The following is a 26,587-nucleotide window of genomic DNA, read 5'->3' as shown; positions in this document are numbered from 1 at the left end:
ACGATGACGGAGGAGAAGGGGATTGGGTGCGTGCGCAACCAAAGGTATAGTGGTGCGCACCCGGAGCCCCCTCATGCGCTACTGGTGGGTCAATCATCGCCGCACGGCGCGGGCGGAGATCGCCGGCGCCTTCCTCTGGGCGCCGCGCCGCGAGACCGGTCCGCGCAACCTGACCCAGGACAACGTCCGCGCCGCCGCGCCGGGCGACCTGATCCTGTCCTACGCCGGCGGCCAGATCGGCGCGGTCGGCCGCGTCGCGGACCATGCCTTTCCCGCGCCCCGGCCCGCCGGCTTCGGCCATGCCGACGCCCCGCACGGCGAGGATGGCTGGCGCCTGCCCGTCCACTGGGTCCCGGTCGACCCGCCGGTCCGGCCGGCGCCGCTCTACGCCACCGACCTCGCCCCACTGATGCCCGCCCGCCACGCGCCGCTCAACGCGCTCGGCCGCGGCGAGCAGAAGGCCTACCTCAGCGAGATCAGCGCCGCCCTGTTCGCGCGCGTGCTGCAGGGCGCCCGTGTGGACCTCGCCGCCCTCGACGCCGCCGACACGGCCCCGCTGGCCTACGCCGTCCAGCGCGAGGCGGTCGACGACGCCATCGCCGGCGCCATCCTCGCCGACCCGGACCTGACCGCCACGCAGAAGCAGCAGCTGGTCACCGCGCGAAAGGGCCAGGGGATCTTCCGCGAGCGCGTCCTGGCCCAGGGGCCCCGCTGCCGCGTCACCGGCGTGTCCAACCCCTGGCTGCTCATCGCCAGCCACATCAAGCCCTGGCGCAGCTGCGCCACCGCCACTGAGCGCCTCGACGGCGCCAACGGCCTGATGCTCACCCCCGACGTCGACCGCCTGTTCGACCGCGGCCTGATCAGCTTCGGCAACACGGGCGACGTGCGGGTCTCGCCCGCCCTGCCGCAAGCGGACCTCACGGCGATGGGACTGGAAGGGCTGGCCGAGCGGAGCGTGGGCCCGTTCACGCCGGCGCAGGCGGAGTACCTCGACTGGCACCGGCGGTGGGTGTTCGTGGGCGAGCGGTGACTACTCGCCGCGAGCCTCCTCGAAGCCCTTGTAGCCGGGAGGAGCCGGGACCTGCGGGTGGCGAAGGTTCGGCGAATCCCATCCGGGCAGGATGTTGCCGTGCTCGTCATAGACACGGTCGGTCCACCCGCCGGCCAGCATTTCGGCATAGTCGTTGGCCGCGCATTCGGGACCAAAGGTCTCCGCGCGCCAGCGCATGACGGCGCGGGAGAAGATCGCCGGACCATGATACCGGTCGCCCAGCAGCCTCAGCGCGACCTTCTCGATGTACGGAAAGACCCATTCGGCGAAGACGTCGACCTTGGCCGCCATATCGATCGGCGGCCGCTGTGTCGGAACGCCGTCCCGGTCACACCCGTTCGCCGCGCGACCGGAGTCCGGGGCGCCCATCTTGCCGAGCGTCAGGGCCAGCCTGCCCAGCCGCTCCGCCTCCGCCACCCGTCCGGCCGACATCGCCCGGGCCATGTCCTGAAGCGCGCGCTGCTTGAGCGCCTCGGGGTGGATGTCTCCAGGGGGGACCGGCAGGATGTCTCGCGCGCGGAGATCGGCCGCCGCCTCCTCATCTGCCATCGCCTGCGCGTGCGCCCGCGCGACGGCGTCGCTGTTTGCCTTCTTGGTGAAACCACGCTCGCGCACGTAGCGATAGATGGTCCCCGGCGCGACCTTCCACCGGGCCGCCAGTTCCTTGGCCGTCGCGCCGTTCTGATAGGCCTCGAGGATCTCGACCCAGCTCTCCGGCGACAGGCGGAAATGGGTCGCGTGGCTGTTTGGCCGGTTCTTGATCATGCCGAACAGTGTGCGCCCGCTGCGAGCCCTGCAGCGCAAATGGCCGATCTCCGGACGCAAGCCTCTGAAATCCAGCGTTGTTTTCCGCCGGGTTCTGCAGTGCAGACGCGGAATACACCCTGAAGCCCTTGATGGAATGATCCGCTCCGGTCCGCCGGCCGGAGCAAACTGGCCTTCAAGGCGTCAGGGGGGCTCTCTTCAGTGCACTAGGTGGGGCTGGCGACTAGGGTTCCAAAAGCGCCCCATTGGTCTGCCATCGCATTAGCGATACCGGGAAAGAACCGAGACCGCTCCTTCCAACGATCTGGCGAGGGCGACATGTGATGCACTCTCGGATCACGACCGCCGACAATCTCCGTTGGAACGAGGGGCGGGAGGTTCTTCAACCAAAGGCAAGTGCGCTTGGTTTCGCCGTGACCGAACTGCCAAGGTTGGACGCTTTGGGCGAAATCCCGAAAATTCAGAATTCGGCTCTTGGCGTGCTTGTGCATCACCGGGTTCTCAATGGCGATCCGCTCAATGGGCGCATTCCAGAAGTCCGAGAATAGAGCAGCCCCTTCATCCAGTTCCTCCCACATCTGCTCGACCGTCCTTCCCGGCGGCGGCACGGTCAGCCAGCGCACCCCCGAATTGCAGAGCCGCGTGCATGGCGGATGGGCGACCATCAGCAGGTCCCATCCGTCGTTCAGAAGGTCGCGCGCATCGCCGATGATGTGGCGGTTCGATCCGTCCTCGCTGGGCAGCAGGTCACAAGACCAAGCGTCGTGGCCCCTATCCAGAAAGGCGTTACGGACTGTCCCGCTAAATTCGCATGCGACGAGCACCCTCAAGCCAAGGCCCCGCAACTCTTCGGTGAATTCACAGTGTCGCGCCCACATCCCAACTCGCGGCGGTTCCGCTGAGACGATTTATACCTCAGGAAGAATTGTCACAAGATACCAGGATAGATTGTTTCTTTGTGCGGACTCCGCCCTGAAGCCCTTGATGGAATTATCTGCTCTGGTGGGAGGCTTGCTCAAGGACCGCTTCGCGGCCGCGCAGCGGCGGGCCCGCAGGGCCCGTCCTTGACCAAGCCTCCCACCAGAGCAAGCTGGCCTTCATGGCATCAGGAAAGCTGTGCTGGGGGTCTGGCCGGCGAAGCGCTTCTAGGTCATCGTCCGCATCGGTGGCGGACTCAACGACATTCGGAACCCCGTGGACGGACGCGGAACTCGACCTGATTGTCGAGGACTACTTCGTCATGCGCGCCGCCGAGCAGGCGGGCGTTCCCTATGTTAAGTCCCACCATGCCGCCGCGCTGATGAACCGCATCGGCCGCTCGCACCGCTCGGTTGAGTTTAAGCACATGAACATCTCGGCGGTGCTGGCCGAGCTGGGCATGGACACCATTCGCGGCTACCGCCCCGCGCCCAACTACCAGCAGGCTATCTTCCCGGCGATCGACCGCTACCTGATGGCGCATCCCGAAGCTTGGGATCAGACGCCAGCGCCTGCACCCTTTGTGGCTGGGTTAGATGTGACCGACCCCCCGCATCTGCTGTTCGTCGAGCCCCCGCCACTGCAACATCGGGAAAGGCCGCCTCGGCCCGCCGGTCTGGAGCGGCTGATCCGCAAATTCGACCCGGTTGGCCGCGATCATCGCAACCGCAAGCTCGGCCGTGAGGGCGAGGCCTTCGTGGTCGATTTCGAGAAGGCCTGGCTAGCCCGTGAGGGCCGCAAGGATCTGGCCGACAATGTGCGCTGGGTCGCCGATCTGGAGGGCGACGGCCACGGCTACGACATCCTGTCGTTCACCCCGGCGGGCGAGCAGCGGCTTATCGAGGTCAAGACCACCTGCGGCGGCCAAACCACGCCTTTCTTCCTGTCGCGCAACGAAAAGCGCGTGTCTGACGAGCGCAAGGACGAGTTCCGCCTCTACCGCCTCTACGACTTTGCCCGCACACCCCGCCTGTTCAAGCTCAAGCCCCCGCTCAGCGAGAGCGTGGTGCTGGAGACGGAGGTCTGGCGGGCCGGGTTTGGCTGAGGGTCAGCTAGGCAGGCCTTTCAGGCCTCTGAATCAACTCCACCAGATACCCGTCCGGGTCCTTGCCGAAGGCGATCAACGCGCCGTCCATGCCGGGCGAGGTCGTCGGCTCGCGCACGATCTCCAGCCCCTCGGCCCGGATCGCATCGACCGCCGCCGCCGCGTCGGGGACGTAGAGGACGATCTTGATCGGATTGTCGCGGTAGTTGCGCGCCGAGCCGTCGGTCCAGTGCATCAGCACCAGCGACGCCCCCTTGCCCTCATACCCGACCATGATCTCGTCCATGTGGTCGAGCTGGAAGGTCTGCTGGACCTTCATCCCGAGGACGCGGGTGTAGAAGTCGGCCGAGCGGTCGAGGTCCGCCACGCCGATGCCGGTGGCGACGAAGTGCGCGCCGGGAGTGTTGGCCATGGTGTGCCTTCCCTCTTTGCGGAGAGGGTAGGGCGGGAGGGCCGGGAATTGAACCCTTCGCCGGGGCGGGGGCTACTCGGCCGCCTGAATGTCCTGACCTGCATCCGGCGGCGCGGCCTTCGACCAGGCGCCGGGCGCGAGGGTCTTGCTGGCGTTGAGGATCTCGATCCCCATGACCTGACCGTCCTTGGTGAAATCGAGGATCACGTCGGGCGAGACTTCCTCGCTCTCGTCGTAGGCGCCGTCCGCCAGCTTGATGTAGACGGCGTCGGCCTCGGGGTCGTAGCGCAGGGTCATGGTCGCGCCTTTCGTCGGAGCGCTCGTCGGGCGCCACGGTCCAACACTACCGTAAGCGCCCGGGCGCGGGCCAGCCTTCTGACGCCCTCTCCCAGCGGGAGAGGGAGGGGCCCGTCCTGCGCAGCCTTTGGCGAAGCAGGATGGGAGGGTGAGGGGTTGCGGCGTTGGAGGGTTTGCCGAGGCCGTTCCTAATCCCTCATCCGACCTGCTCCGCAGGCCACCTTCTCCCGCCGGGAGAAGGAAGACGCGTCAATTGTCATCCATCTTCAGCGCGGCGATGAACGCCTCCTGCGGGATCTCGACCTTGCCGAACTGGCGCATGCGCTTCTTGCCGGCCTTCTGCTTGTCGAGCAGCTTGCGCTTCCGGCTCGCGTCGCCGCCGTAGCATTTGGCCGTCACGTCCTTGCGCAGGGCGCGCACGGTCTCCCGGGCGATGATCCGGCCGCCGATCGCCGCCTGGATCGGGATGACGAACATGTGCTGCGGGATCAGGTCCTTCATCTTCTCGACCATGCCCCGGCCGCGGCTCTCGGCGCGGTCGCGGTGGACCAGCATGGAGAGGGCGTCGACGGGCTCGGCGTTGACCAGGATGCTCATCTTGACGAGGTCGCCGGCGCGGTAGTCCTCGACCTGGTAGTCGAACGACGCGTAGCCCTTCGAGATGGACTTCAGCCGGTCGTAGAAGTCGAACACGACCTCGTTCAGCGGCAGGTCGTAGATCAGCATGGCGCGGTTGCCGACGTAGCTGAGCTCGCGCTGCTGGCCGCGGCGGTCCTGGCACAGCTTGATCACGCCGCCGAGGTATTCGTCGGGGGTGAAGATGGTCGCCTTGATCCACGGCTCCTCGATGCTCTCGATCTGCATCGGGTCGGGCATGTCGGCGGGGTTGTGCAGGTCGAGGTGATCGCCGTTGCGCAGGTTGATCTTGTAGACCACCGACGGCGCGGTCGCGATCAGGTCGAGGTCGAACTCTCTGGAGAGGCGCTCCTGGATGATCTCCAGATGCAGCAGGCCGAGGAAGCCGCAGCGGAAGCCGAAGCCGAGCGCTGCGCTCGATTCCATCTCGTAGGTGAAGCTGCCGTCGTTGAGGCGCAGGCGGCCGACGGCGGCGCGCAGGTCCTCGAAGTCGGCGGCGTCCACCGGGAACAGGCCGCAAAAGACGACCGGCTGCACGTCCTTGAACCCGGGCAGGGCGGCGGCGGTCGGCTTCTTTTCGTCGGTCAGGGTGTCGCCGACGGCGGCGTCGGCCACTTCCTTGATCTGGGCGGTGATGAAGCCGATCTCGCCGGGGCCGAGGCTCTCGACCGGGGTGTTCTTGGGCTTGAACACGCCGACGCGGTCGACGAGGTGGGTCGAGCCGTGCTGCATCATCTTGATGCGCTGGCCGGCCCGCAGGCTGCCGTCGATGACCCGCACGAGCACGACGACGCCGAGGTAGGCGTCGTACCAGGCGTCGACCAGCAGCGCCTTCAGCGGCGCGTCGGGGTCGCCCTTGGGCGGGGGCAGGCGGGTGACGATGGCTTCCAGCACGTCGTGGATGCCGAGGCCCGACTTGGCGCTGCAGAGGACGGCGTCGCTGGCGTCCAGGCCGATCAGGTCCTCGATCTGGGCGCGCACCCGCTCGGGCTCGGCGGCCGGCAGGTCGATCTTGTTGAGGACCGGCACGATCTCGTGGTCGTTCTCGATCGCCGAATAGACGTTGGCCAGGGTCTGGGCCTCGACGCCCTGGCTGGCGTCGACCACGAGGATCGAGCCCTCGCAGGCGGCGAGGCTGCGGCTGACCTCATAGGCGAAGTCGACGTGGCCGGGCGTGTCCATCAGGTTCAGGACATAGGTCTCGCCGTCGTCGGCCTTGTACTCGAGGCGCACGGTCTGCGCCTTGATGGTGATGCCGCGTTCCTTCTCGATGTCCATGTTGTCGAGGACCTGGGCGGTCATCTCGCGCGCGGTCAGCCCGCCCGTCTCCTGGATGAGCCGGTCGGACAGCGTGGACTTGCCGTGGTCAATGTGGGCCACGATCGAGAAGTTGCGGATGCGGGAAAGCGGGGTCGTCATGTGCGCCCGTCTAGCATAGTCGGCGCGCGGAGACAGGCTTTCTGATCCGTGGTTATTTTGCACTTGCGAAGAGGCGACCGGACCCTAGATAGCAGGCGGGGGAACGAACGCTGTCTGCTGAACGCTCCTCTTGCCGATACGTCCGCCAGAGAGCCCGCCATGCCGCCTCGTCCGTCCACTCTTCCGCGGCTCGCCGTATCCTTGCTGCTCGTGGCCGCGCTGGCCGGGCCGGGCCTCGCCGCCTGTTCGAAGAAGAAGGACGCCGCGCCTGACAAGCCGCGCGCCAGCCTGACCGTCACTGCCGTCGCGGCGCATACGGGCACGCTGGACCGCACGGTCGAGGCCAGCGGCACCATCGCCGCCTGGCAGGACGTCTCGGTCGGCGCCGAGACCGGCGGTCTGACCGTCGTGCGGCTGCTGGTCGATGAAGGCGACTACGTGCGCCAGGGCCAGCTGCTGCTGCAGATGAACGACAGCCTGCTGGCCGCCCAAATGCGTCAGCGGCAGGCCAGCGTGACCAGCGCCAGAGCGGTGCTAGCCCAGGCGACGGCCGACCTTGCCCGCGCCCAGGATCTCAAGGCCCAGGGCTATCTGGCCCAGGCCGCGCTCGACGCCCGGATCGCCGCCCAGCAGACGGCCGCCGCCAACGTCGACCTCGCCCAGGCCTCGCTCTCCGAAACCACCGCCCGGCTGGCCCAGGCCAGCGTCCGCGCGCCGGTGTCGGGCTTCATCGCCCAGCGTACGGTGGTCCCGGGCCAGATCGTCGCGGCCGGCGCGCCGCTGTTCCGCCTCGTGCGCGATGGCCGGCTGGAGCTGAACGCCCAGGTTCCGGAGTCGGAACTGTCGGCGATCCGCGCCGGGCAGTCCGCGATTGTCAGCACCTCCGAGGTCGGCCAGACCGCCGCCACGGTGCGTATCGTCACGCCGCAGATCGATCCGCAGACCCGCGTCGGCCTGGCCCGGGTCGCCCTCGCAAGTCGCGGCGCCTTCCGACCCGGCATGTTCGCCAAGGCGATCATCAACGTCGGCGCCCAGCCGGCGGTGCTGGTCCCGCAGTCGACCATCCTCTACCGCGACAACAAGTCCGGCCTGTATGTGATCGACAGCAACGGCGTCGCTCACTTCCGCCCGGTGACCACCGGCGCGCGCAGCGGCGGCGACATCGAGATCCGCTCCGGCCTGCAGTCGGGCGAGCGGGTGGCGGTGCAGGGCGCCGGCTTCCTCGCCGAGGGTGACCGGGTGAACGTCGTCGCCACGCCGGGCGCCGGAGCCCGCTGATGTTCAGGAACATCAGCGCCTGGTCGATCCGCAACCCGGTACCGACCCTTCTGTTGTTCGCGGTGCTGGTGGTGGCCGGCATCGCCGGCTTCAGCAAGATGCGGGTCAACAACTTCCCCGACATCGACTTCCCGGTCGTGGTGGTCACGGCGGCCCAGCCGGGCGCCGCGCCGTCGGAGATGGAACACCAGATCACGCGCATCCTCGAGGATGCGATGACCGGGCTCAACGGCGCCCAGCACGTCACCTCGACGATCGGCGACGGGGTCTCCTCGACGGTCATCGAGTTCAAGCTCGGCACGGACCTGGAAAAGGCCACCAACGACGTGCGCAACGCGGTCTCCCGCGTGCGCTCCAACCTGCCCGGCGACATCACCGACCCGGTGGTCCAGCGGGTCGAGGCCAGCGGCAGTCCGCTGGTCTACTACGTGGTCCGCGCGCCGAACCTGACGCCGGAACAGAAGAGCTGGTTCGTCGACAATGACGTGGCCAAGGCGCTGCTGGCGCTCCCGGGCGTGGCCCAGGTCAACCGCGACGGCGGCGTGACGCGCGAGATCCGCGTCGATCTGGATCCGGACCGTCTTGCGGCGCTCGGCGTCACCGCCGGTGCGGTCAGCTCGGCGCTCAGGAGCGTCAACGCCGACCTGCCCGGCGGTCGCGCGACGATCGGCGGCGAGGAGCGGGCGATCCGCACCCTCGGCGGCGCCGACAGCCTGCAGCAGCTGCGCGACACCCGTATCAACCTCCCCGACGGCCGCAGCGTGCGTCTGGCCGATCTGGGCAATGTCACCGACTCCTGGAGCGAGCCCCGCAATCTGGCGCGCTTTGAGGGCGAGGAAGTCGTCGGCTTCAACATGGTCCGCACCCGCGACGGCAGCGAAGTGGGCGTGGCCAAGGCGGTCAAGACGGCGGTCGAGGCGCTGGACGCCGCTCACCCCGAACTGACCATCGAGGAGGTCAGCTCCAACGTCCGCGGCGTGCAGGAGAGCTACTTCGCCTCGATTGAGGCCCTCGGCCTGGGCGCCCTGCTTGCCGTCATCGTCGTTTGGCTGTTCCTGCGCGACTGGCGGGCGACCTTCATCACCGCCGTGGCCATGCCGATGGCGCTGATTCCGACCTTCGCCGTGCTGGGTCCGATGAACCAGTCGTTCAACGTGGTGACCCTGCTGGCGCTGTCGCTGACCATCGGCATCCTCGTCGATGACGCGATCGTCGAGATCGAGAACATCGTGCGCCACATGCGCATGGGGAAGGCGCCCTATCCGGCGTCGATCGAGGCGGCCGACGAGATCGGCCTGGCCGTGGTCGCCACGACCTTCACCATCGTCGCCGTGTTCGCCCCCGTCGGCTTCATGGGCAGCGTGCCGGGCCAGTTCTTCAAGTCGTTCGCGCTGGCGGCCTGTGTCTCGGTGCTGTTCTCGCTGCTCGTCGCCCGCATGCTGACGCCGCTGATGTGCGCCTATCTGCTCAAGGCAGATTCCAGGGAGCATCCGGATCCCTTCTGGATGGCCGGCTACATGCGTGCGGTGAAGTGGTCGATCGCCCACCGCTGGGTCGCGTTCGGCCTGGCCACCGTGGCCTTCTTCATCTCCATGGGCCTGGCCATGTCGCTGCCCAGTGAGTTCATTCCCGCAGGCGACGAGGGCGTCACGACCATCGCCGTCGAGCTGCCGCCGGGCGCCAAGCTCACCGACACCGACTCCGTGGTCAAACAGGTGACCGCCATTCTGAGGGCGCGTCCCGAGGTGAAGAGTGTCTACGCCTCGATCGGATCCGGCACCCAGGGCAGCGGTCCCGGCGGCGGCGGTTCGCTGGCCGACGTGCGACGCGCCCACATCTACGCCAACCTCGTCGACAAGCGTGACCGGGCGCTGGGCCAGCAGGCCTTTGAGCGGGAGATGGCCAAGGCCACGGCCGACATCCCCGGCGCCCGCCTCAGCTTCGGCAGCAATGACGGCGGTCAGTCGAGCGGCATCTCCGTGACCCTCGTCAGCGATGACGGCGAAGCCCTTTCCCGCGCGGCCCGGGCGGTCGAAACCCAGATGCGCGGCATCCCCGGCTTCGAGAACGTGATCAACACGGCCGACATCGCCCGGCCGGAAATCCTCGTGACCCCCAAGCCTGATCAGGCCGCCCGCATGGGCGTCTCGGCGGCGGCCATTTCACAGGCCGTCCGCGTCGCGACCATCGGCGACGTCGATCAGGCGCTGCCCAAGTACAACATCGGTGACCGTCAGATCCCGATCCGCCTGCGGTTGTCGGACGGAGCGCGTGAAGATCTCGCCGTGCTGTCGAATCTCCAGGTGCCGACCTCCGCCGGCGTGCCCGTCCCGCTATCCGCCGTCGCGGATATCACCCTCGGCGCAGGCCCCTCGCAGATCAGCCGCCTCGACCGCAGCCGCAACGCCACGATCAAGGCCGAACTGAACGGTCTGGCCCTCGGCGCGGCCAATGGGAAGCTGCACCAGCTGCCGGCGGTCAAGAACCTGCCGGCCGGGGTAAAGGAGCAGGTGTCCGGCATCGTCGAGCGGCTGCAGGAGCTGGTCACCGGCTTCGGCATCGCCCTGCTGACCGGCATCCTGCTGATGTACGTGGTGTTGGTGCTGCTGTTCAAAAGCTTCATCCACCCGATCACCATCCAGGCGGCCCTGCCGCTGGCCATCGGCGGCGCTTTCGGTCTGCTGCTTCTGACCGGCCGCAACCTGTCGATGCCCGCCCTGATCGGCATCCTGATGCTGATGGGTATCGCGGCGAAGAACTCGATCCTGCTCGTCGAGTACGCGCTTGAGGCCATCAAACTGCGCGGCATGGGGCCGGCCGAGGCGATCATCGACGCCTGCCACAAGCGGGCCCGGCCGATCCTGATGACCACCGTGGCCATGGGCGCGGGCATGCTGCCCGTGGCCATGGGCTTCGGCGAGGACACCGAGTTCCGCTCGCCGATGGCCATCGCCGTGATCGGCGGCCTGATCACCTCGACACTGCTCAGCCTGCTGTTCGTGCCGGTGATCTTCACCATCGTCGACGGCGTAACGGGCTGGCTCCGCGGCCGTATGGCGCGGATGTTCGCCAATCAGAAGGCCGATCCCGCGTCCCTGACAGCGCGGCATTAACCCGCCGTTAGGAAACGCGCCGCAAACCGGTCGTATTGGAATGGGACCCTTCGCGGGCTTCCAATCGACTCGGAGTCACGCTCATGGATCGCCGCACCCTCATCCTTTCCGGTATCGCAGCCGGCGTCGGAGGGGCCGCCTCGTCCAGCCTGGCCTTCGCCCAGACGCCTGCCCAGACGCCGTCCCGCGATCCGGCTGAAGGTCCGCGCACCTACAGCACCGAAGAGATCGTCAACGCCACCTCCGACTTCCTCGGGGTGACGGCGGAGACCGCCGGCGCGGCCATCGAACACGTCTTCCGCGAGAACGGCCGTCCGACCGCCTACATCGCCGGACAGGAAGGCTCCGCGGCCCTCACGATCGGCGCCCGTTACGGGCGCGGCCTGATGTACATGAAGGAACAGCCGACCCAGGAAGTGTTCTGGCAGGGGCCTTCGATTGGGTTCGACGCGGGGGGCAACGCCAGCCGGGTCTTCACCCTCTGCTACAATCTGCACTACCCGGACATGATCTACCGCCGGTTCCCCGGCGTGGAAGGCTCGGCCTATTTCATCGGCGGCCTCGGCGTGAACTATCAGCGCGCTGACGACATCACCCTGGCGCCCATCCGCGCCGGCGTCGGCCTGCGTCTCGGCGCGAGCGTCGGCTACCTGTCCTACAGCCGCAAGCGCCACTACATCCCGTTCTGATGATCCACCCCTTCGGGGGAGGTGGCTCGCCGAAGGCGAGGCGGAGGGGGGCCGCTCAGGTCTCGGACGACCCCCACAGTCCCCGCTGCGCGGTGACAGCTCCCCCGATGGGGAGCATCCCCTCAGTGCTTGTCGGTCAGGCTCGCGACCCAGTCCATCAGGGCCAGCAGCACACCGCTGACCACGAACGTCAGGTGGATCACCACCAGCCAGAGCATTTTGGTCGTGTCGATGGCGTCGGCGCTCTCGCTGGCCTCGAGGAAGGCCTTCAGCAGGGCGATGGCCGAGATGGCGACGATCGAGGCCACCAGCTTCATCTTGAGCCCGGAGAAGTCGACCGTTCCCATCCAGCTGGGCCGGTCCGTGTGTTCGCCGATGTCCAGCTTGGACACGAAGTTCTCGTAGCCGGAAAAGATCACGATCAGCACGAGGTTGCCGGCCAGTGACAGGTCGATCAGCGACAGGGCCAGCAGGATAGCGTCCTCGGCGTGGGCCGAGCCGGACAGGATCACCGGCGTGACGTGCACAAGTTCCTGGAAGAAGATCGCCACCAGGGCCAGCAAGGCGATCACCAGACCGACGTACATCGGCGCCATCAGCCAGCGTGAGGCGAACAGCCCGCGTTCGAGCCAGCGTTCGATGGTCGGTTTGGTCATGCGATTCCCCTTGAAGCCCCCTAGGTAATCACGCCGTCGCCGGGGACAAGACTGCCCTGCCAGCCAAAGGCCAGTCGCAGGACCGCCGGGCAGGCTTCCAGGCGCCGCGCCAGCGCTTCGGCCTTGTGATCGCCCGGATCATCGATCTCCAGCCGGATCGACAGACCGTCATCCGCCGGCTCGGCTTCGAGCCGTCGCAGACGCGCCTGCAACAGGGTCACGACGTTCAGGACGCGGACCAGCGCGTCGGGTTCGTCCGCGGCGCCGACGAGGAACAGCCGCCGTTTGCCATCCGGTTTCACGATCGCCCCCAGACATGCTCGACGCGCGACGACCGCACGCCGGGGCGTTCGGCCAGCCGGTCGGCCAGGCAGACGGCGCCGGCCTCGTCGAGGCGGCGGACGCGCAACACGCCTTCCACGAGGCGCCCGACGCTGCTGATCGACAGGGTGCAGACCTCGGCCGTGCTGGCGGCGAGGCCGGCGCGCGCGGCGTCCAGCGCCTGGACCACGTCGTCGGCGGTGAAGCGCAGCTCATGGCGGGCGTCGGGATGGGCGGAGAGGTCAGGGGCGTTGGAGAGGGGCATGGTGTTGGTCCTTGGCTGGATGGGGACCGGCCGACCGCACAACAAAAAACCCCGCTGCCGTTTCCGGAGCGGGGCTTTTTGATCTCGCGATCTGCCGGCGATGTCAGGTCGCGCGGTAAAGCTCCGGTCCGGAAGGATCGGTCATAATTTTGCTGGTCATCGACATGAGCGCGCAGGCCGTCATCGCCCGGGTCGGGGCGGTGCTGCGGCCAGCGATGGTGAAGCGCGAGGTCATGTCGGGGGGAGGGATAGGGCCGAAAGGGCGGGGAGGCAAGAGCGCCTCCCTCCCCTTCATGGGGAGGGTGGACGGGCGAAGCCCGGACGGGTGGGGAAGTCGGTCGCTACCCGGACCCATCCGGCACGACCCCGCAAGCCCCACCCTGACCGCTTCGCGGTCGTCCCTCCCCATGAAGGGGAGGGAGAAAGCAGACTGAACTTACCCCCGCAACCGCCCGCCGGCCTTCTCCGCCGCGGCGATGATCTTCGCAGAGACGGCCTCGATCTCGGCCTCGGTCAACGTCTTCTCACGGGGCTGCAGGACGACCTCAAGCGCGATGGACTTGTGACCCTCCGGTACCCCGGCGCCCTGGTAGACATCGAACACGCGCGCCGAGGCGATCAGCGCCTTGTCGGCGCCGGCCACGGCCTTGACCAGATCACCCGAGGCCTTGCCGGCCTCGACGAGGAAGGCGAAGTCGCGGCTGAGCGGCATCAGGCTGGGCAGGTCGAGCGCGGGGCGGCTCTTGCCCTTCTTCTTCGGCTCGGGGATCGCCTCGACCCAGATCTCGAAGCCATAGACCGGCCCGTCGACGTCGAGCGCCTTGAGCACCGTCGGGTGCAGCTCGCCGAACTCGGCCAGCACGGCCTTGGGACCCAGCTGCAGCCGGGCCGAACGGCCGGGGTGCCACCAGGACGAGGCCGAGCCCTGGGCGGTCTGCAGCGACGCCACCGGCGCGCCGAGCTCCTCCAGCAAGGCCAGCAGGTCGGCCTTGATCGTGAACAGGTCGTCGCGCGGCCGCTTGTCCCAGCCGCGCGGGGCGTGCGGCGCCAGGATGGCGGCGATGACCAGGCGCTGGTCCTGCGGCTGGTCGCCGCCGAACACGGGCCCAACCTCGAACAGCGCCGCGTCGGGGAAGCCCCGGCGGGCGTTGCGACCGGCGGCCTCGATCAGGCCGGGCAGCACGGATGGCCGCATGGTGTCGATGTCGGCCGACATCGGATTGGCCAGCACCAGCTCATCGGCGCCGCCGCCGAACAGTTTCGCCACGGCGTTGCGGGTGAACGACCAGGTGAGCAGCTCGCTGTAGCCGGCCGCCGCCAGTGCGCGTCGGGCCGTCCGGGCGCGGCCCTGGCGGGTCGTCAGCACGCCGCTGGCGTCGCGGACGACCTCGGGTAGCGGCGTGGCGGGCAGTGCGTCGTAGCCGGCGATGCGGGCCACTTCCTCGACCAGGTCAGCCTTGCCTTCGACATCGCGTCGCCAGGTCGGCGGTGTGATGCTCCAGGCGCCGGCCGAGGGCTCCACCGTGAAGCCCAACCGCGTCAGGATATCGCGCGACCGGCCATGCTCGATCGTCAGGCCCGACAACTGTTGCACATAGGCCGGGTCAAAGGTCATCGGCGCCGGCGGCGGCAGGGTCTCGCCCGCGACAACGATCTCCGACGGCTCGCCGCCGCAGAGCTCGAGGATCAGTTTCGTCGCCAGCTCCAGCCCGTCCACCACGAAGCCGGTGTCGACCCCGCGGGCGAAGCGGTACTGGGCGTCGGAGGTGATGCCGGTGTCGCGGCCGGTCTGGGCCGTGCGGATCGGGTCGAACCAGGCGCTCTCGACGAACACGTCGGTGGTCTCGTCGCTGCAGCCCGTCGACTCGCCGCCCATGACGCCGCCGAGGCCGATCGGGCGTTCGCCGCCGGCGTCGGCGATGACGCACATCTCGGGACCGAGGTCGTAGGTCTTGCCGTCGAGGGCGATCAGATGCTCGTCGCCGTGGTCGCTGTGATGGCCGAGGCGCGCGGTGATCGCGGTCCCGGACAGCTTGGCGGCGTCATAGACGTGCAGCGGCCGGGCGCGGTCGTAGGCGATCAGGTTGGTGATATCGACCAGGGCGCTGATCGGGCGCAGGCCGATGGCCGTCAGCCGCGCCTGCAGCCAGGCTGGGGAGGGGCCGTTCTTCACGCCGCGGATCAGCCGGCCGGCGAACATGTGGCAGCCGTCGCCGTCGACGGACACCGAGATCGGGCAGGGGAACCGGCCAGGAACGGCCGCCACCGACAGGTCTCGCAGGGTCCCGAGGCCCGCAGCGGACAGGTCGCGGGCGATGCCGGCGACGCCGAGCCAGTCGGGCCGGTTGGGCGTGACCTCGAAGTCGATCACCGCCTCCAGGCCCAGCGCCGTCGCGGCGGGCGTGCCGACGGTCAGGTCGTCGGACAGTTCCAGGATGCCATCGGACTCCTCGGCGGTCTCCAGCTCGGCGGCCGAGCAGAGCATGCCGTTGGACACCACGCCGCGCACGGGCTTCTCGACCAGCGTCACGTCCAGGCCGGGCACGTAAGCGCCGATCGGGGCGTAGATGGTCGTCAGGCCGACGCGGGCGTTGGGCGCGCCGCAGACGATCTCCTTGCGCCCGTCGACGGTGTCGACCTGGCAGACCCGCAGGCGGTCGGCGTTGGGATGCTGCACGGCCTCGACGATCTTCGCCACCGTGAAGGCGGCCAGCTTCGTCGCCGGATCGATGACGTGCTCGACCTCCAGCCCGGCCATGGTCATGGCCTTGACGACGTCGGGCGTGGTGGCGGTGGTGTCGAGGTGATCCTTCAGCCAGGACAGGGTGAACTTCATACCGTCTTCACCTGCAGCATCATGTCCAGGAATGTGTCGGTCCCGGTGAAGCCGACCGCGAAGAACGTGCAGTTGATGAAGCTGCAGCGGCCGATCGGGATCGTGCCGATGACCTTCTGCGGCGACATCGGCTTGAGCAGGATGTTGCGGATGTCGCCGGAGGCGTAGCCGAAGTCCGTACGGTCAAAGCTGTTTCCGCCGAGGATCAGGGCCACCGCCGGGCCGTCGAGGCCGCAGTTGGTGAAGGTACGGTCGAGGATGACGGACTGCCCCTGTTCCAGCACCGAGCGGTACAGGTCGAACAGGGCGATGGCTTCACCGTCGAACGTGGCCTTGGTCAGGTCGGTGGCGCGGCGGTAGGGCGATTTGGGGTCTTCGATGCGCATCAGCTCAGTCCCGTGGCAGGGTTGGGGGCGGCGAAGGCCGAGAAGCCGTAGTGGCTCAGCCAGCGGGTATCGCCTTCGAACATGTCTCTCAGGTCGGGCATGCCGTATTTCAGCATGCCCAGGCGGTCGATCCCGAGGCCGAAGGCGAAGCCCTGGTAGACGTCGGGATCAATGCCGCAGAAGCGCAGCACGTTGGGATGGACCATCCCGCAGCCGAGGATTTCCAGCCAGTCGCTGCCCGTGCCGATCCTGACCTCGCCGCCGGACCGGTCGCAGCCGATGTCCATCTCGGCGCTGGGCTCGGTGAACGGGAAGTGGTGCGGCCGGAACCGGCTGACCACGCCCTCGACCTCGAAGAAGCGGGCGATGAAGGTCTCCAGGGTCCACTTCAGGTGGCCCATGTGGATGCCCTTGTCGATCACCAGGCCTTCCATCTGGTGGAACATCGGCGTGTGGGTCGCGTCGCTGTCGCAGCGATAGGTGCGGCCCGGGACGATGATCCGGATCGGCGGTTCGATCGCGGTGGCGATCCACGGCGCGGCGGGCTTTTCGTTGGTCCGCTGCATGGCCCGCACCTGCACCGGGCTTGTGTGGGTGCGCAGCAGCTTGCGGACACCGTCCGGGCCCGGATTGAAGAAGAAGGTGTCGTGCATCTCCCGCGCCGGATGCTTCTCGGGGAAGTTCAGGGCGGTGAAGTTGTGGAAGTCGTCCTCGATGTCCGGACCTTCGGCGACGGCGAAGCCCATCTCGGCGAAGATGGTCGTCATCTCCTCCATCACCTGCATGGTCGGATGCACCGAACCCTTGCGGCGGGCTGGCGCGGGCAGGGTCAGGTCGAGCGTCTCCGCGGCCAGGCGGGCGTCGAGTTCGGCGGCTTCCAGCGCGGCCTTGCGGTCGGCCAGCAGGGCGGCGACCCGGTCGCGCAGGCCGTTGATGGCCGGTCCGGCCTCGCGGCGCTCGTCGGGGCTCATCGAGCCCAGGGTCTTGAGCAGGCCCGAGATCGAGCCCGACTTTCCCAGGGCGGCGACACGGATCGCTTCGATCGCGGCGGCGTCTGCAGCCCCGGCGATGCTGGCCGAAAGCTCGGCTTCGAGTGTGGTGAGATCGGTCATGAGGCGTTTGCTCTAGAGCATTCGGTGAATTGGTGGAACCAGCGGCTGAGAGGCATTGCGTCCTTCGAGCCCCGGACTGGATCCGGGGTCGCTTGAAGCTCGCTCCTCAGGATGACGAAGAGGGATGACCTTCCACTCTGCTCGTCATGGTGAGGAGCGGACCCTCAGGTCCGCGTCTCGAACCACGCACGCCAAGCAAAAGGCCCCCCGGCTCACACCGGAGGGCCTTTCAAGTTCCAGGGACTAACGTCCCACGACTTTAAGCCAGCGCGGCGCGAACCTTGTCAGCGATGGCCTTGAACGCGACGGGGTCCTGACCGGCGATGTCGGAGAGAACCTTGCGGTCGATTTCGACCCCGGCCTGATCAAGGCCGTGGATAAACTGCGAGTAGGTGAAGCCTTCCAGACGCGCGGCGGCGTTGATGCGCTGGATCCACAGGCTGCGGAAGCTGCGCTTGCGGACCTTGCGGTCGCGGTAGGCGTACTGGCCGGCCTTGTCGACAGCGGCCTTGGCCGTGCGGATGGTGTTCTTGCGGCGGCCGTAGAAACCCTTGGCCTGTTCAAGAACCTTCTTGTGTTTGGCGTGGGCGGTGACGCCCCGTTTGACGCGAGCCATATCTCAGCGCTCCTCTTACAGGCCGTAGGGCAGGTAGGACTTGATCGTCTTCGAATCCGAAGCGCTCATGACCTTCGTGCCGCGCTGCTGGCGGATGTACTTGCCGTTGTGGCTGATGAGCCGGTGGCGCTTGCCGGCGACGCCGGCCTTCAGCTTGCCGGTAGCCGTCAGTTTGAAGCGCTTTTTGGCGCCTGACTTGGTCTTCAGTTTGGGCATTTTGCTCAGGGCCGAAACCCTGTCCTCTGGAGAGACGCAATAGAACCGCCAAGGCATGCCGTTGGCCTGGCGGTTCAGGAAGGCGGGGCTAATACGTGAAAGGCGTCGGGAAGGCAAGAAGGATGCTCCCCATCGGGGGAGCTGTCCGCGAAGCGGACTGAGGGGGTCACCCGAGATCTGGGCGGACCCCCTCCGTCGCTACTGCGCAGCGCCACCTCCCCCGACGGGGAGGACCTAGGCGCTCCGCCTCACGGCCTTGCTCACCTGCCAGGCCATGAACAGCGCCGGCACACAGAGCCCCGCCGCGACGGCGAACGGCGCGCTGGGGCCGAAGTTCATGAACAGCGGCGCGGCCATCAGCGGGCCGATGATCCGCGCCAGCGCGCCGGCGGCGGTGTTCAGGCCCATCATCTCGCCCTGCCGCTCGGGCGAGGACGACTTGGAGATGATCGCTCCGATGTTGGGGAAGGCCAGCGACTGGCCCAGCGCGACGGTGACCATGCCGACCACGGCCAGCGGCCAGGTGTCGACGAACGGCTGCAGGCCGAAGCCAAGGAAGATCAGCGACAGCCCGATCATCATGGTCACGGTCTCGCCGATCCGCCGCGCCAGGAACCCGGTCAGCAGCCCCTGGGCGAAGGTGGCGGTGATGGCGATGGCGAAGAAGCAGAAGCCGATCTGCTTAGGCCCCCAGTTGAACTTCGCGTGCGCCCAAAGGCCAAAGGTCGCCTCCATCCCGGCGAACCCGGCCATCGAGATCAGCGTCACCAGCAGGGTGCGCCAGATCACCGGATGGGCCATGGCGTCGCCCAGCCCCTCCAGCCGCCCGCGCTGCGGCGCGTCGCGGTGGCCGTGGCGCGTCTCGCGCACGAACAGGGTGATGCCGATCCCCGCGGCCAGCGCCAGGCAGGCGGCGAAGAACAGCGGCGGGCGGAAGCCGACGGTGCCCAGGTCCGCCCGCGCCAGCAGGCCGCCGATCGACGGTCCGGTCATGAAGCCGAGGCTGAAGGCGGCGCCCATCAGACCCAGCCGCCCGGCGCGCCGGTCCGGCGGCGTCACGTCGGCCATATAGCCCTGGATGGTCGAGATGTTGCCGGTCAGCACCCCGCCGGTCAGCCGGATCAGGCAGGCGACCCACAGGTTCGGCGCGAAGGCCAGCATCACATAGGTCAGGGCATTGCCGAAGATGGTGATCATCAGCACCGGCCGTCGCCCGATCCGGTCCGACAGCCGGCCCCACAGCGGCTCGGCGAAAAAGTTGCCCACCGAATAGGCCGCGAACAGCACGAACACCTGCCAGTCCGGCGCGCCGAACGACTTGGCGTAGAACGGCAGCAGAGGAATGATCACACCGAACCCGGCGATGTTGACGAACACCACCGCCAACAGGACGTAGAGCGCCTTGCTGTCGCTGCGGGCCGTGTCGGCGGGCGTGGGAGGGGCGGCGTCGGTCATCAGGGGCGCGGGTCTACGCCGGATAAGCGCCCCCGCAAAGCAAAACGCCCCGGCGTTGAGGCCGGGGCGCTGCGATTTTCGATCCGGTCGCGCCTACCGGGGCGCGAGGATCATGATCATCTGGCGGCCTTCCATGCGGGGTTCGTACTCGCACTTGGCCACGATCTCGAAGTCGGCGCGGACCTTCTGCAGCAGCTTCATGCCGAGCTCGGGGTGCGCCATTTCGCGGCCGCGGAAGCGGAGCGTGACCTTCACCTTGTCGCCCTCTTCGAAGAAGCGGGTCATCGAGCGCGCCTTCACCTCGTAGTCGTGCACGTCGATGTTGGGGCGGAGCTTGATCTCCTTGATTTCCACAACCTTCTGACGCTTGCGCGCTTCGTTCTTCTTCTTCTGCTCCTGGAACTTGAACTTGCCGTAGTCCAGGATCTTGCAGACGGGCGGGTCTGCGTTCGGAACGATCTCGACGAGGTCCAGACCGGCTTCCTCGGCGGCCTCGAGGGCGGCGGAGGTCGGCATCTCTCCCTGCTTCTCGCCGTTCTGGTCGATCAGCAGGACGCGTGGGACGCGGATCTCGTCGTTGATGCGCGGCCCGTCCTTGACGGGCGGCGTATTGTTGGGACGGCGAATAGGCGGTGCTCCGGTGGCTGTTTACATGAGAAGGCCGCGGGACGCCGAAGCGTTCCGGGACTCTTGCGCGATATATGACCTTCCACCCCGCCCCGATCAAGCGCGGCGAGGCCACAGGGTGGCGGGGAAGTGGAATGAGTGGGGATTGGGGCCCAGGGAGTAGGGAGTAGGGAGTAGGGAGGACCAAAGTGTTGGGCGCAGCGCTGTCGGCGTGAACCGCTCGAACTACTCCCTACTCCCTACTCCCTAACCCCTACGCCTTACCGCGGCAGCAGCGACCAGGCCGCCTGGGCCACGGTTTCGACCGAGAGTTCCGCCAGCGTCGGCGCCTGGATCACCGCCACATGACCGCGCGGGGCGTTGCGCAGGGTGTCGGGCGCGCCGTCGAACAGGGCGATGGTCGGGGCCCCGGCGGCGGCGATCAGATGCATCGGTCCGGTGTTGTTGCCGATGGCCAGCGCGGCCCGGGCGCCCAACACGGCGATCTGGGCGAAATCGGTGCGGCCGGTCAGGTCGCGCGCCTGGCCGACAGTCTTCTGGATCGCGCGGGCCATGGCGCTCTCCTGCGGTCCGCCGATGATGACGATGTCAAAGCCGCGCGCCTTCAGACGGCTGGCCAGCTCGGCATAGTTGGCGATCGGCCAGCGCTTCTCCGGCTTGTTCTCGCCGCCGCCGGGCACCATCAGCACGAAGGGCTTCGGCGCGGCCGCGCCGGCCACGGGCCGGGGTTCCTGGGCGCGACGCAGGATCCAGCTCAGATCCGGCGGCGGGGCCTCGCCCGGCCCCGTCGGCGCGTCCGGCCAGGCCCCGGCGACCATCAGCTGCTCGGCGTGGCGCTCCAGCGTGTGCATCTGCTCGCGCGAGGGATTGCGATGCCGCAGCCGCGCGCCCGGCGCCGCGCCGGACCAGGCCGGCGGGAACGGGCGCAGCATCTGAAACAGGAAGCGGCTCGTCGGCGTGCTTTCGAGATCATAGACGCGGTCGTAGCGGGCGGCCTTGATCTGTCCGCGCAGGGCCAGCCATTCGCCGGGCGATCCCGGACGCGCGGTCGTCTCGATGCTGTTGAAATAGGGGCTGGCCTTGGCCAGCGCCTCGAACTGGGGAACCGTGAGCAGGGTGATGCGGGCATGCGGGTGCGCCAGCCGGATCCGCTTCATCGCGGCCAGCGACAGGACGAACTCGCCGATAGAGCCCGCCTGGATCACCAGGACCTTCTTGATCTCGCGCGTCACGCTCTCGCCTCCAGCACGCGTGCATAGACTGCAAGCGTGGCGCCGCACATGGCGTCGACTGAATAAAGACGGCGCGCACGTTCGGCTGCAACCTCGCCCATGGCCTTGCGACGAGCCGCGCCTACGTCGATCGCGGTGGTCATGGCCGTGGCCCAGGCCTCGACATCGCCGGGCGCGACCTTCCAGCCGGTCTCGCCCTCGACCACCGTCTCCACCGCCCCGCCGTGGGCGGAGACGATCACCGGCCGTTCCATGACCTGGGGTTCGACAGCGGCGCGTCCGAACGACTCGGGCTTCAGTGTCGGCAGCAGCGCCACGTCCGCCAGCCGGAACGCGGCCGGCATGTCGTCGCAATGGCCGACGACCTTGACCACATCGGTCAGGCCGGCGTCGGCGATCGCGGTCAGGATCTCCTGGCGGAATTCGGTGCGGCCCTGGTCGTCGCCGGCGAAGACGATGACGAAGTCCTCACGGCCCGCGGCCTTCATCATCGCGGCGGCGGCGATGATCGACAGATGCCCCTTGATCCGCGTCAGCCGCCCGCCGAGCACGAACACGACCTTCGCGCCGGCCTTGGGCAGGCTCCAGGCCTTGCGCAGGGCGGAGACGCGCGTCGCCGGAACCTTGCGCGGATCGAACCGGGTCAGGTCGACGCCGCGCGGGATGGTGACGATTTTCGCCGGGTCCAGATGGTGCTGCGCCAGCACATGGTCGCGGGTGTAGTCGGAGTTGGCGATGACCAGATCACCGCGCGTCATCACCGCGTTGTACCAGCGCTTCAGGCCGTTATGGGCGTTGTAGACCCCGTGATAGGTGGCGATGAACGGCACGCCCGTGGCGTGGGCCGCCCACAGGGCGCTGAAGGCGGGAGCCCGCGAGCGGGCATGGACCAGGCTGACCTTTTCGCTGCGGATCACGTCGATCAGCCGGGCGGCGTTGCCCAGGATGACCAGCGGGTTTTTCGACTGCACCGGCATCTCGATCAGGCGTCCGCCGTCCGCCTGCAGCCGCGAGGTCATGCGGCCACCGCGCGAGGCGACCAGCGCCTTGCCGCCGGCGGTGATCACGGCCTGGGCGATATCGATCGTCGTCTGTTCAGCCCCGCCCGTCTCGAGTTCGGGCGTGACCTGTAACAACGTGAAGTCTGGCGGCAAGTTGGACACAACGCCTTGCATAGCGGGTGTTGTCCGAAGGTAAAATGGCGCTTTCATCGACGCGCCCCGGAGCCGGCATGACCGAGACCAGCGGATACCTTGATCGGGGCGACGGAGAGCGTGTCGCCTGGCGGCGCGTGGCGGGGCGCGGGCCGACGGTGGTCTGGCTGGGCGGCTTCATGTCCGACATGACCGGAACCAAGGCCCAGGCCCTGGCGGACTGGGCGCTGGCCAACGGCCGGGCCTTCCTGCGCTTCGATTACCTGGGTCATGGGCAGTCCAGCGGCGCTTTCCGGGCGGGAACGATCACCCGCTGGCGGGCGGATGCGCTGGCGGCCATCGCCAGTCTGACAGAAGGCCCGTTGGTGCTGGTCGGTTCCTCGATGGGCGGCTGGATCAGCTGTCTGGTGGCGGCGGAAATCCCCGACAGGCTTCACGCGATGGTGCTGATCGCCCCGGCGGCGGACTTTACCGAGGCCCTGATGAAGCCCGGCCTGCCGCCCGAGGCGCACGCCGCGATCGCCCGCGACGGCGAATGGATCCGTCCCTCGCTCTACGAGCCGACCGGCTACCCGATCACGAAAGGCCTGCTGGAAGACGGCGCTCGCTGGACGATTCTCGGCGGCCCCGTGCCGGTTGATGTCCCGGTCCGGATCCTCCAGGGCCGGGAGGACCCCGACGTCCCCTGGACCCACGCCCTCGAACTGGCCAACGCCATCCGCGGCGAAGACGTGGTTTTCACCCTGATCAAGGACGGCGACCATCGGCTGAGTCGCGACCAGGACATCGCCCGGCTCGTGGCGGCTGTGGCGGAAGTTGCCTAGGTCCCTTCAAATTCTCGGCGGAGCCAGTCGATGTCCGCCGGTGCAAACTGTTGCGGCAGGATGCGGCCAAGCCATTTGCCCGTTCGGCTATCGCCGAATGACAAGATCGGAACGAAACCGCGAAGCACCCCGTCGGCCAGGATGATCGAGCCTCGGGGAATGCTCCAGCGCAACCTCCCGTACTGGCGATATTCTACATCGTCAGCGGTGACTGTGAGACTAAGCGTGCAGACTTCCGCGACGAGCCAGACGCCAACGCCGATTCCTCCGACGAGCGATGCCATGGCGTAGGCCCAATCTTCGGTCATGGGCGGTGGCGCATCTTTCATCGTCAGAAGCCATAGTCCCAAAAGGGCAAGCCCGAATGGGATCAGCGAGAAGCTTCCGATCAGTATCAACGTGGATCGGACTGGTCTGAGCATACGCATGAACCCGTCAGGCTGGCTCATCACCCCCAGAACGCCCCGACTCTTGCCGCTTCCGCCTGGCCCTGCGCATACCCCGCCCGGGCCACCGCCTCACGGTTCGAACTGTCCATCAGGTTGCTGCCGAACGCCTCGCCACAGGCGGCGTCCGGAACCAGCAGTAGCGCCTCGCCGCCGTGGTTGCGGATGACCGCCATCTCGGCCTCGAGCCGGGGCAGCACCATCGGCGAGAAGGCCGGCGGCACGACGGCGACGACGATGACCTTGTCGTGGTTCTTCGCGAGATCGGCGTTGGTGCCCGAACGCATCCCGCCGTCCATGTACCGCCGGCCGTCGATGGTGATGGCCGGGAAGATCGCCGGCACCGAGCAGGACGAGGCGACGCCCCGGCCGAGCGGTGCTGCGGTCTCGCTCGACCAGACCTGGAATTCACCGGTCGCCGTGTCGATGGCCGTGCAGGCGTAGCGCTCCGGCCAGGGCTGTTCTTCGGCGATCGGTCCGAAACCCTTGATGAACACCTCTTCGCTGGCGGTCTGGCTGTTCAGCGACAGCTGTCCCAGCTCCAGCATCAGCGCGTGCGGCATGTCGCCCTGCGGCGGCCGGCGGCCCATGATGCTCATCAGCGGCATCAGGTCGGGCGCCTTGCCGGGCCCCTTCGCCTGGGCCTCCTTCGCCCGCTCGGCGTTGGCGAATTCGGCGTGCAGCATGGCCTGCGGCGTATGGCCGGTGGCCAGCAGCGCGCCGCAGACCGAACCGGCCGAGGTGCCGAGGATCCAGTCGGCGTGGCTGACATCGGCGCCGGCGTCGGCAAGGCCCGCGATCAGCCCGGTCTCCCAGGCGATGCCCACCGGCCCGCCGCCGCCAAGAACCAGAGCGCGTGTCGTCATGTCAGTGTCCCCCAAGGCTCGGCGGCGAGCACCGCCGTCAGTCCCTCACGATAGGTCGCCCAGGCCGGGCGCCAACCCAGTTCGGCCTTGGCCAGCGCATTGGAGACCCGCTTGTTCTCGCCCCAGAACCGCCGGGCGGCCGGCGTCAGGTCGGCGTCGTCGAAGGCGACCAGCGGCGGCGCCGGCTGTCCCAGCAGGCGGGCGGCGAAGGCGTTGACCTCGTGGGAGGGCGCCGGCTCGTCATCACAGAGATTGTAGCTGGCCCCGGCGCGCGGCCGGGCGATCGACGCGGCGAGGCCGGCGGCGATATCGTCGACATGGATGCGGCTGAACATCTGGCCCGGCTTGACGATGCCGTGGGCCGTCCCGTCGCGGACGCGGTCCAGCGCCGACCGGCCGGGGCCGTAGATGCCGGGCAAGCGGAAGGCGGTGACGGTCAGGCCCATGCCCCGGCCGACCTGGCGCCAGTCGCGCTCGGCCGAGACCCGGCGGGCGCTCTCCACCGACCGGGCGTTCAGCGGCCCGGCCTCGAACACCCAGCGCCCCTCGCGGTCGCCATAGACGCCGGTGGTCGAGAGGTAGCCGACCCAGTCAGGGAACGCGTTCGCCTCGGCCAGCGCGGGAATCAGTGTGTTGAGCCCCGGACAGCCTGCCTCGGTCGGCGGGGCGGTGATCAGGATGGCGGCGGCGGTGTTCAGGGCCTCCACGAGGCCGGGTCGGTCGTCGGTCGCGACCGGCGATACGCCCTGCGCCAGCGCCTTGGCGGCCGTGGCTTCGGAGCGGACCACGGCGGTGACGCGCCAGCCGTCGGCCTTCATCCGTCGCGCGAGCGCCTGACCGGTGAAGCCGTAACCGAAGATCAGGAGGTGTTTCATGGCTGCGGTGCGCCCGTGCGTCCTTCGTGACGCGGACCTGAGGGTCCGCTCCTCAGGATGACGCCCATATGTGATCCGCACCAATAGTCGTCATGGTGAGGAGCGAGCTTCAGGCGAGCGTCTCGAACCACGCAGGGACGCTACAGCAGCGCCGTGATCGCCGCCCGCGCCGCGTCCTGCAGGTCGGGACGCTTCAGCGCGAAGGCCACGTTGGCGCGCAGCAGGCCGATCTTGTCGCCGCAATCATAGGTCACGCCGTCGTATTCCAGGGCGTGGAAGCTCTCGACGGCCATCAGCCGGGCCATCGCATCGGTCAGCTGGATCTCGCCGCCAGCGCCCTTCTGCTGGGCGGCCAGCAGCTTGAAGATTTCCGGCTGCAGGATGTAGCGGCCCGAGATGAACAGGTTCGAGGGCTCGGTGCCCGGCGCGGGTTTTTCCACCATGCCGGTCATGCGGTTGAGCCGGCCCTCGTGGCCGTCCAGCGCCACGATGCCGTACTTGTGCGCCTCGCCGGGGGGGCAGGGTTCGACAGCGATGATGTTGCCGCCGACCTGCTGATAGGCGTCAACCGCCTGCTTCAGCGCCGGAACCTTGGCATCCATCAGCATGTCCGGCAGCATGACTGCGAACGGCTCGTCGCCGATCACGTCACGGGCGCACCAGACGGCGTGGCCCAGGCCCAGCGGGGCCATCTGGCGCACGAAGCTCATCTCGCCCGGGCGCGGCAGCTCGGCGCGGATTTCCTCGAGCATCTCCAGCTTGCCCTTGGCTTCCAGCTGGGATTCGAGTTCGGGATGGTGATCGAAATAGTCCTCGATCGCCTCCTTGCCGCGGCCGGTGACGAACACGAAGTGCTCGATCCCGGCGGCCCGGCCCTCAGCCACGATGTAGCTGAGGATCGGCCGATCCACGACGTTGAGCATCTCCTTGGGCGTATTCTTGGCGCCGGGGAGAACACGGGTGCCCAGACCGGCGACGGGCAGGACGGCTTTGCGGACAGGTCTCATGGGTGGG

General features: G+C 68.1%; 26 protein-coding genes and 1 pseudogene. 6 read left to right on the top strand and 21 right to left on the bottom strand.

Features of this window, described 5'->3' with window-relative positions; all coding sequences use genetic code 11:
- Window positions 1-73 precede the first annotated feature (73 nt).
- Window positions 74-1,033 (top strand): HNH endonuclease, encoded by a 960-nt coding sequence (locus ACODSL_RS02865; RefSeq protein WP_488899117.1) that lies wholly within the window; start codon window positions 74-76, stop codon window positions 1,031-1,033.
- Here ACODSL_RS02865 and ACODSL_RS02860 read toward each other — a convergent pair whose 3' ends face one another.
- Together ACODSL_RS02860 and ACODSL_RS02855 are read right to left on the bottom strand one after the other, a co-directional pair.
- Window positions 1,034-1,879 carry a helix-turn-helix domain-containing protein gene (locus ACODSL_RS02860; RefSeq protein ID WP_488899116.1) on the bottom strand — a complete coding sequence of 282 codons (846 nt, stop codon included), beginning with the start codon at window positions 1,877-1,879 and terminating at the stop codon, window positions 1,034-1,036.
- A gap of 146 nt (window positions 1,880-2,025) precedes the next feature.
- Window positions 2,026-2,697, bottom strand: a complete 672-nt coding sequence (locus tag ACODSL_RS02855; protein ID WP_488899115.1) for a hypothetical protein — start codon at window positions 2,695-2,697, stop codon at window positions 2,026-2,028.
- Between the two features lie 362 nt (window positions 2,698-3,059).
- On the opposite strand from ACODSL_RS02855, the gene ACODSL_RS02850 reads away from it, so the two are divergent.
- A complete protein-coding gene (locus tag ACODSL_RS02850) occupies window positions 3,060-3,842 on the top strand; it encodes a protein NO VEIN domain-containing protein (protein WP_488899114.1) in 783 nt (260 codons plus the stop codon).
- 7 nt (window positions 3,843-3,849) lie between these two features.
- Here ACODSL_RS02850 and ACODSL_RS02845 read toward each other — a convergent pair whose 3' ends face one another.
- The 3 genes from ACODSL_RS02845 to lepA all read right to left on the bottom strand — a co-directional run bounded on the left by ACODSL_RS02845 (window position 3,850) and on the right by lepA (window position 6,606).
- A complete protein-coding gene (locus ACODSL_RS02845) occupies window positions 3,850-4,254 on the bottom strand; it encodes a VOC family protein (protein ID WP_488899113.1) in 405 nt (134 codons plus the stop codon).
- A gap of 72 nt (window positions 4,255-4,326) precedes the next feature.
- A complete protein-coding gene (locus ACODSL_RS02840; protein ID WP_488899112.1) occupies window positions 4,327-4,551 on the bottom strand; it encodes a DUF2283 domain-containing protein in 225 nt (74 codons plus the stop codon).
- A 249-nt stretch (window positions 4,552-4,800) separates the two neighbouring features.
- The gene (gene lepA, locus ACODSL_RS02835) at window positions 4,801-6,606 is read right to left on the bottom strand and encodes a translation elongation factor 4 (protein ID WP_488899111.1); all 1,806 of its coding nucleotides are present in this window, start codon (window positions 6,604-6,606) and stop codon (window positions 4,801-4,803) included.
- A gap of 159 nt (window positions 6,607-6,765) precedes the next feature.
- Here lepA and ACODSL_RS02830 point away from each other — a divergent pair, with 159 nt between their 5' ends.
- The 3 genes from ACODSL_RS02830 (at window position 6,766) to ACODSL_RS02820 (ending at window position 11,686) form a co-directional block, all read left to right on the top strand.
- A complete protein-coding gene (locus tag ACODSL_RS02830) occupies window positions 6,766-7,884 on the top strand; it encodes an efflux RND transporter periplasmic adaptor subunit (RefSeq protein ID WP_488899110.1) in 1,119 nt (372 codons plus the stop codon).
- Window positions 7,884-10,997 carry an efflux RND transporter permease subunit gene (locus ACODSL_RS02825; protein WP_488899109.1) on the top strand — a complete coding sequence of 1,038 codons (3,114 nt, stop codon included), beginning with the start codon at window positions 7,884-7,886 and terminating at the stop codon, window positions 10,995-10,997. Before ACODSL_RS02830 ends, ACODSL_RS02825 begins: the two co-directional genes overlap by 1 nt.
- 83 nt (window positions 10,998-11,080) lie before the next feature.
- Window positions 11,081-11,686: a DUF1134 domain-containing protein gene (locus ACODSL_RS02820; RefSeq protein ID WP_488899108.1), complete on the top strand. Its 606-nt coding sequence runs from the start codon at window positions 11,081-11,083 to the stop codon at window positions 11,684-11,686.
- A 122-nt stretch (window positions 11,687-11,808) separates the two neighbouring features.
- Here the strand turns inward: ACODSL_RS02820 and ACODSL_RS02815 are convergent, their stop codons facing one another.
- From ACODSL_RS02815 to ACODSL_RS02760, 12 genes and pseudogenes are all read right to left on the bottom strand, one after another.
- Window positions 11,809-12,342, bottom strand: coding sequence for a TIGR00645 family protein (locus ACODSL_RS02815; RefSeq protein WP_488899107.1), 534 nt, complete (start codon window positions 12,340-12,342; stop codon window positions 11,809-11,811).
- Window positions 12,343-12,362: 20 nt separating this feature from the next.
- A complete protein-coding gene (locus ACODSL_RS02810) occupies window positions 12,363-12,644 on the bottom strand; it encodes a hypothetical protein (RefSeq protein ID WP_488899106.1) in 282 nt (93 codons plus the stop codon).
- Entirely contained in the window at window positions 12,641-12,928 is a 288-nt protein-coding gene (locus tag ACODSL_RS02805) for a hypothetical protein (RefSeq protein WP_488899105.1), read from the bottom strand. Before ACODSL_RS02805 ends, ACODSL_RS02810 begins: the two co-directional genes overlap by 4 nt.
- A gap of 436 nt (window positions 12,929-13,364) precedes the next feature.
- Window positions 13,365-15,764, bottom strand: a complete 2,400-nt coding sequence (gene pheT / locus ACODSL_RS02800; protein ID WP_488899104.1) for a phenylalanine--tRNA ligase subunit beta — start codon at window positions 15,762-15,764, stop codon at window positions 13,365-13,367.
- Window positions 15,761-16,150, bottom strand: coding sequence for a hypothetical protein (locus tag ACODSL_RS02795; protein ID WP_488899103.1), 390 nt, complete (start codon window positions 16,148-16,150; stop codon window positions 15,761-15,763). Before ACODSL_RS02795 ends, pheT begins: the two co-directional genes overlap by 4 nt.
- Window positions 16,150-17,262 (bottom strand): phenylalanine--tRNA ligase subunit alpha, encoded by a 1,113-nt coding sequence (gene pheS, locus ACODSL_RS02790; RefSeq protein ID WP_488899102.1) that lies wholly within the window; start codon window positions 17,260-17,262, stop codon window positions 16,150-16,152. The genes ACODSL_RS02795 and pheS overlap by 1 nt, the downstream gene beginning before the upstream one ends.
- A 259-nt stretch (window positions 17,263-17,521) precedes the next feature.
- Window positions 17,522-17,878 (bottom strand): 50S ribosomal protein L20, encoded by a 357-nt coding sequence (gene rplT, locus ACODSL_RS02785; RefSeq protein ID WP_488899101.1) that lies wholly within the window; start codon window positions 17,876-17,878, stop codon window positions 17,522-17,524.
- Window positions 17,879-17,893: 15 nt separating this feature from the next.
- Window positions 17,894-18,094 carry a 50S ribosomal protein L35 gene (gene rpmI / locus ACODSL_RS02780; protein WP_488899100.1) on the bottom strand — a complete coding sequence of 67 codons (201 nt, stop codon included), beginning with the start codon at window positions 18,092-18,094 and terminating at the stop codon, window positions 17,894-17,896.
- Window positions 18,095-18,328: 234 nt separating this feature from the next.
- Window positions 18,329-19,588 (bottom strand): annotated as a pseudogene (locus tag ACODSL_RS02775) (MFS transporter); the annotation flags it as partial.
- 54 nt (window positions 19,589-19,642) lie between these two features.
- Entirely contained in the window at window positions 19,643-20,176 is a 534-nt protein-coding gene (infC, locus tag ACODSL_RS02770) for a translation initiation factor IF-3 (protein WP_488899725.1), read from the bottom strand.
- 260 nt (window positions 20,177-20,436) lie between these two features.
- Window positions 20,437-21,408, bottom strand: coding sequence for a glycosyltransferase family 9 protein (locus tag ACODSL_RS02765; protein WP_488899099.1), 972 nt, complete (start codon window positions 21,406-21,408; stop codon window positions 20,437-20,439).
- Window positions 21,405-22,571, bottom strand: a complete 1,167-nt coding sequence (locus tag ACODSL_RS02760; RefSeq protein ID WP_488899098.1) for a glycosyltransferase family 4 protein — start codon at window positions 22,569-22,571, stop codon at window positions 21,405-21,407. Before ACODSL_RS02760 ends, ACODSL_RS02765 begins: the two co-directional genes overlap by 4 nt.
- A 68-nt stretch (window positions 22,572-22,639) precedes the next feature.
- Between ACODSL_RS02760 and ACODSL_RS02755 the strand changes: the two genes are divergently transcribed.
- Window positions 22,640-23,386: an alpha/beta fold hydrolase gene (locus ACODSL_RS02755; protein WP_488899097.1), complete on the top strand. Its 747-nt coding sequence runs from the start codon at window positions 22,640-22,642 to the stop codon at window positions 23,384-23,386.
- Here the strand turns inward: ACODSL_RS02755 and ACODSL_RS02750 are convergent.
- The 4 genes from ACODSL_RS02750 to ACODSL_RS02735 form a co-directional block, all read right to left on the bottom strand.
- Window positions 23,383-23,814, bottom strand: coding sequence for a hypothetical protein (locus ACODSL_RS02750; RefSeq protein WP_488899096.1), 432 nt, complete (start codon window positions 23,812-23,814; stop codon window positions 23,383-23,385). The two genes, ACODSL_RS02755 and ACODSL_RS02750, sit on opposite strands and share 4 nt — an antisense overlap.
- A gap of 20 nt (window positions 23,815-23,834) precedes the next feature.
- The gene (locus ACODSL_RS02745; RefSeq protein ID WP_488899095.1) at window positions 23,835-24,698 is read right to left on the bottom strand and encodes a patatin-like phospholipase family protein; all 864 of its coding nucleotides are present in this window, start codon (window positions 24,696-24,698) and stop codon (window positions 23,835-23,837) included.
- On the bottom strand, window positions 24,695-25,573 hold the full coding sequence (locus ACODSL_RS02740) for an SDR family oxidoreductase (RefSeq protein ID WP_488899094.1): 879 nt from the start codon (window positions 25,571-25,573) through the stop codon (window positions 24,695-24,697). The genes ACODSL_RS02745 and ACODSL_RS02740 overlap by 4 nt, the downstream gene beginning before the upstream one ends.
- 140 nt (window positions 25,574-25,713) lie before the next feature.
- Complete coding sequence (locus tag ACODSL_RS02735; protein ID WP_488899093.1) at window positions 25,714-26,580, bottom strand: UTP--glucose-1-phosphate uridylyltransferase; 867 nt, start codon at window positions 26,578-26,580, stop codon at window positions 25,714-25,716.
- Between the last annotated feature and the right edge of the window lie 7 nt (window positions 26,581-26,587).

Source organism: Caulobacter sp. FG121, from assembly GCF_057809815.1.
The sequence above is the reverse complement of the archived record's forward strand: the minus strand, read 5'-3'. Positions and strand labels throughout refer to the sequence as shown.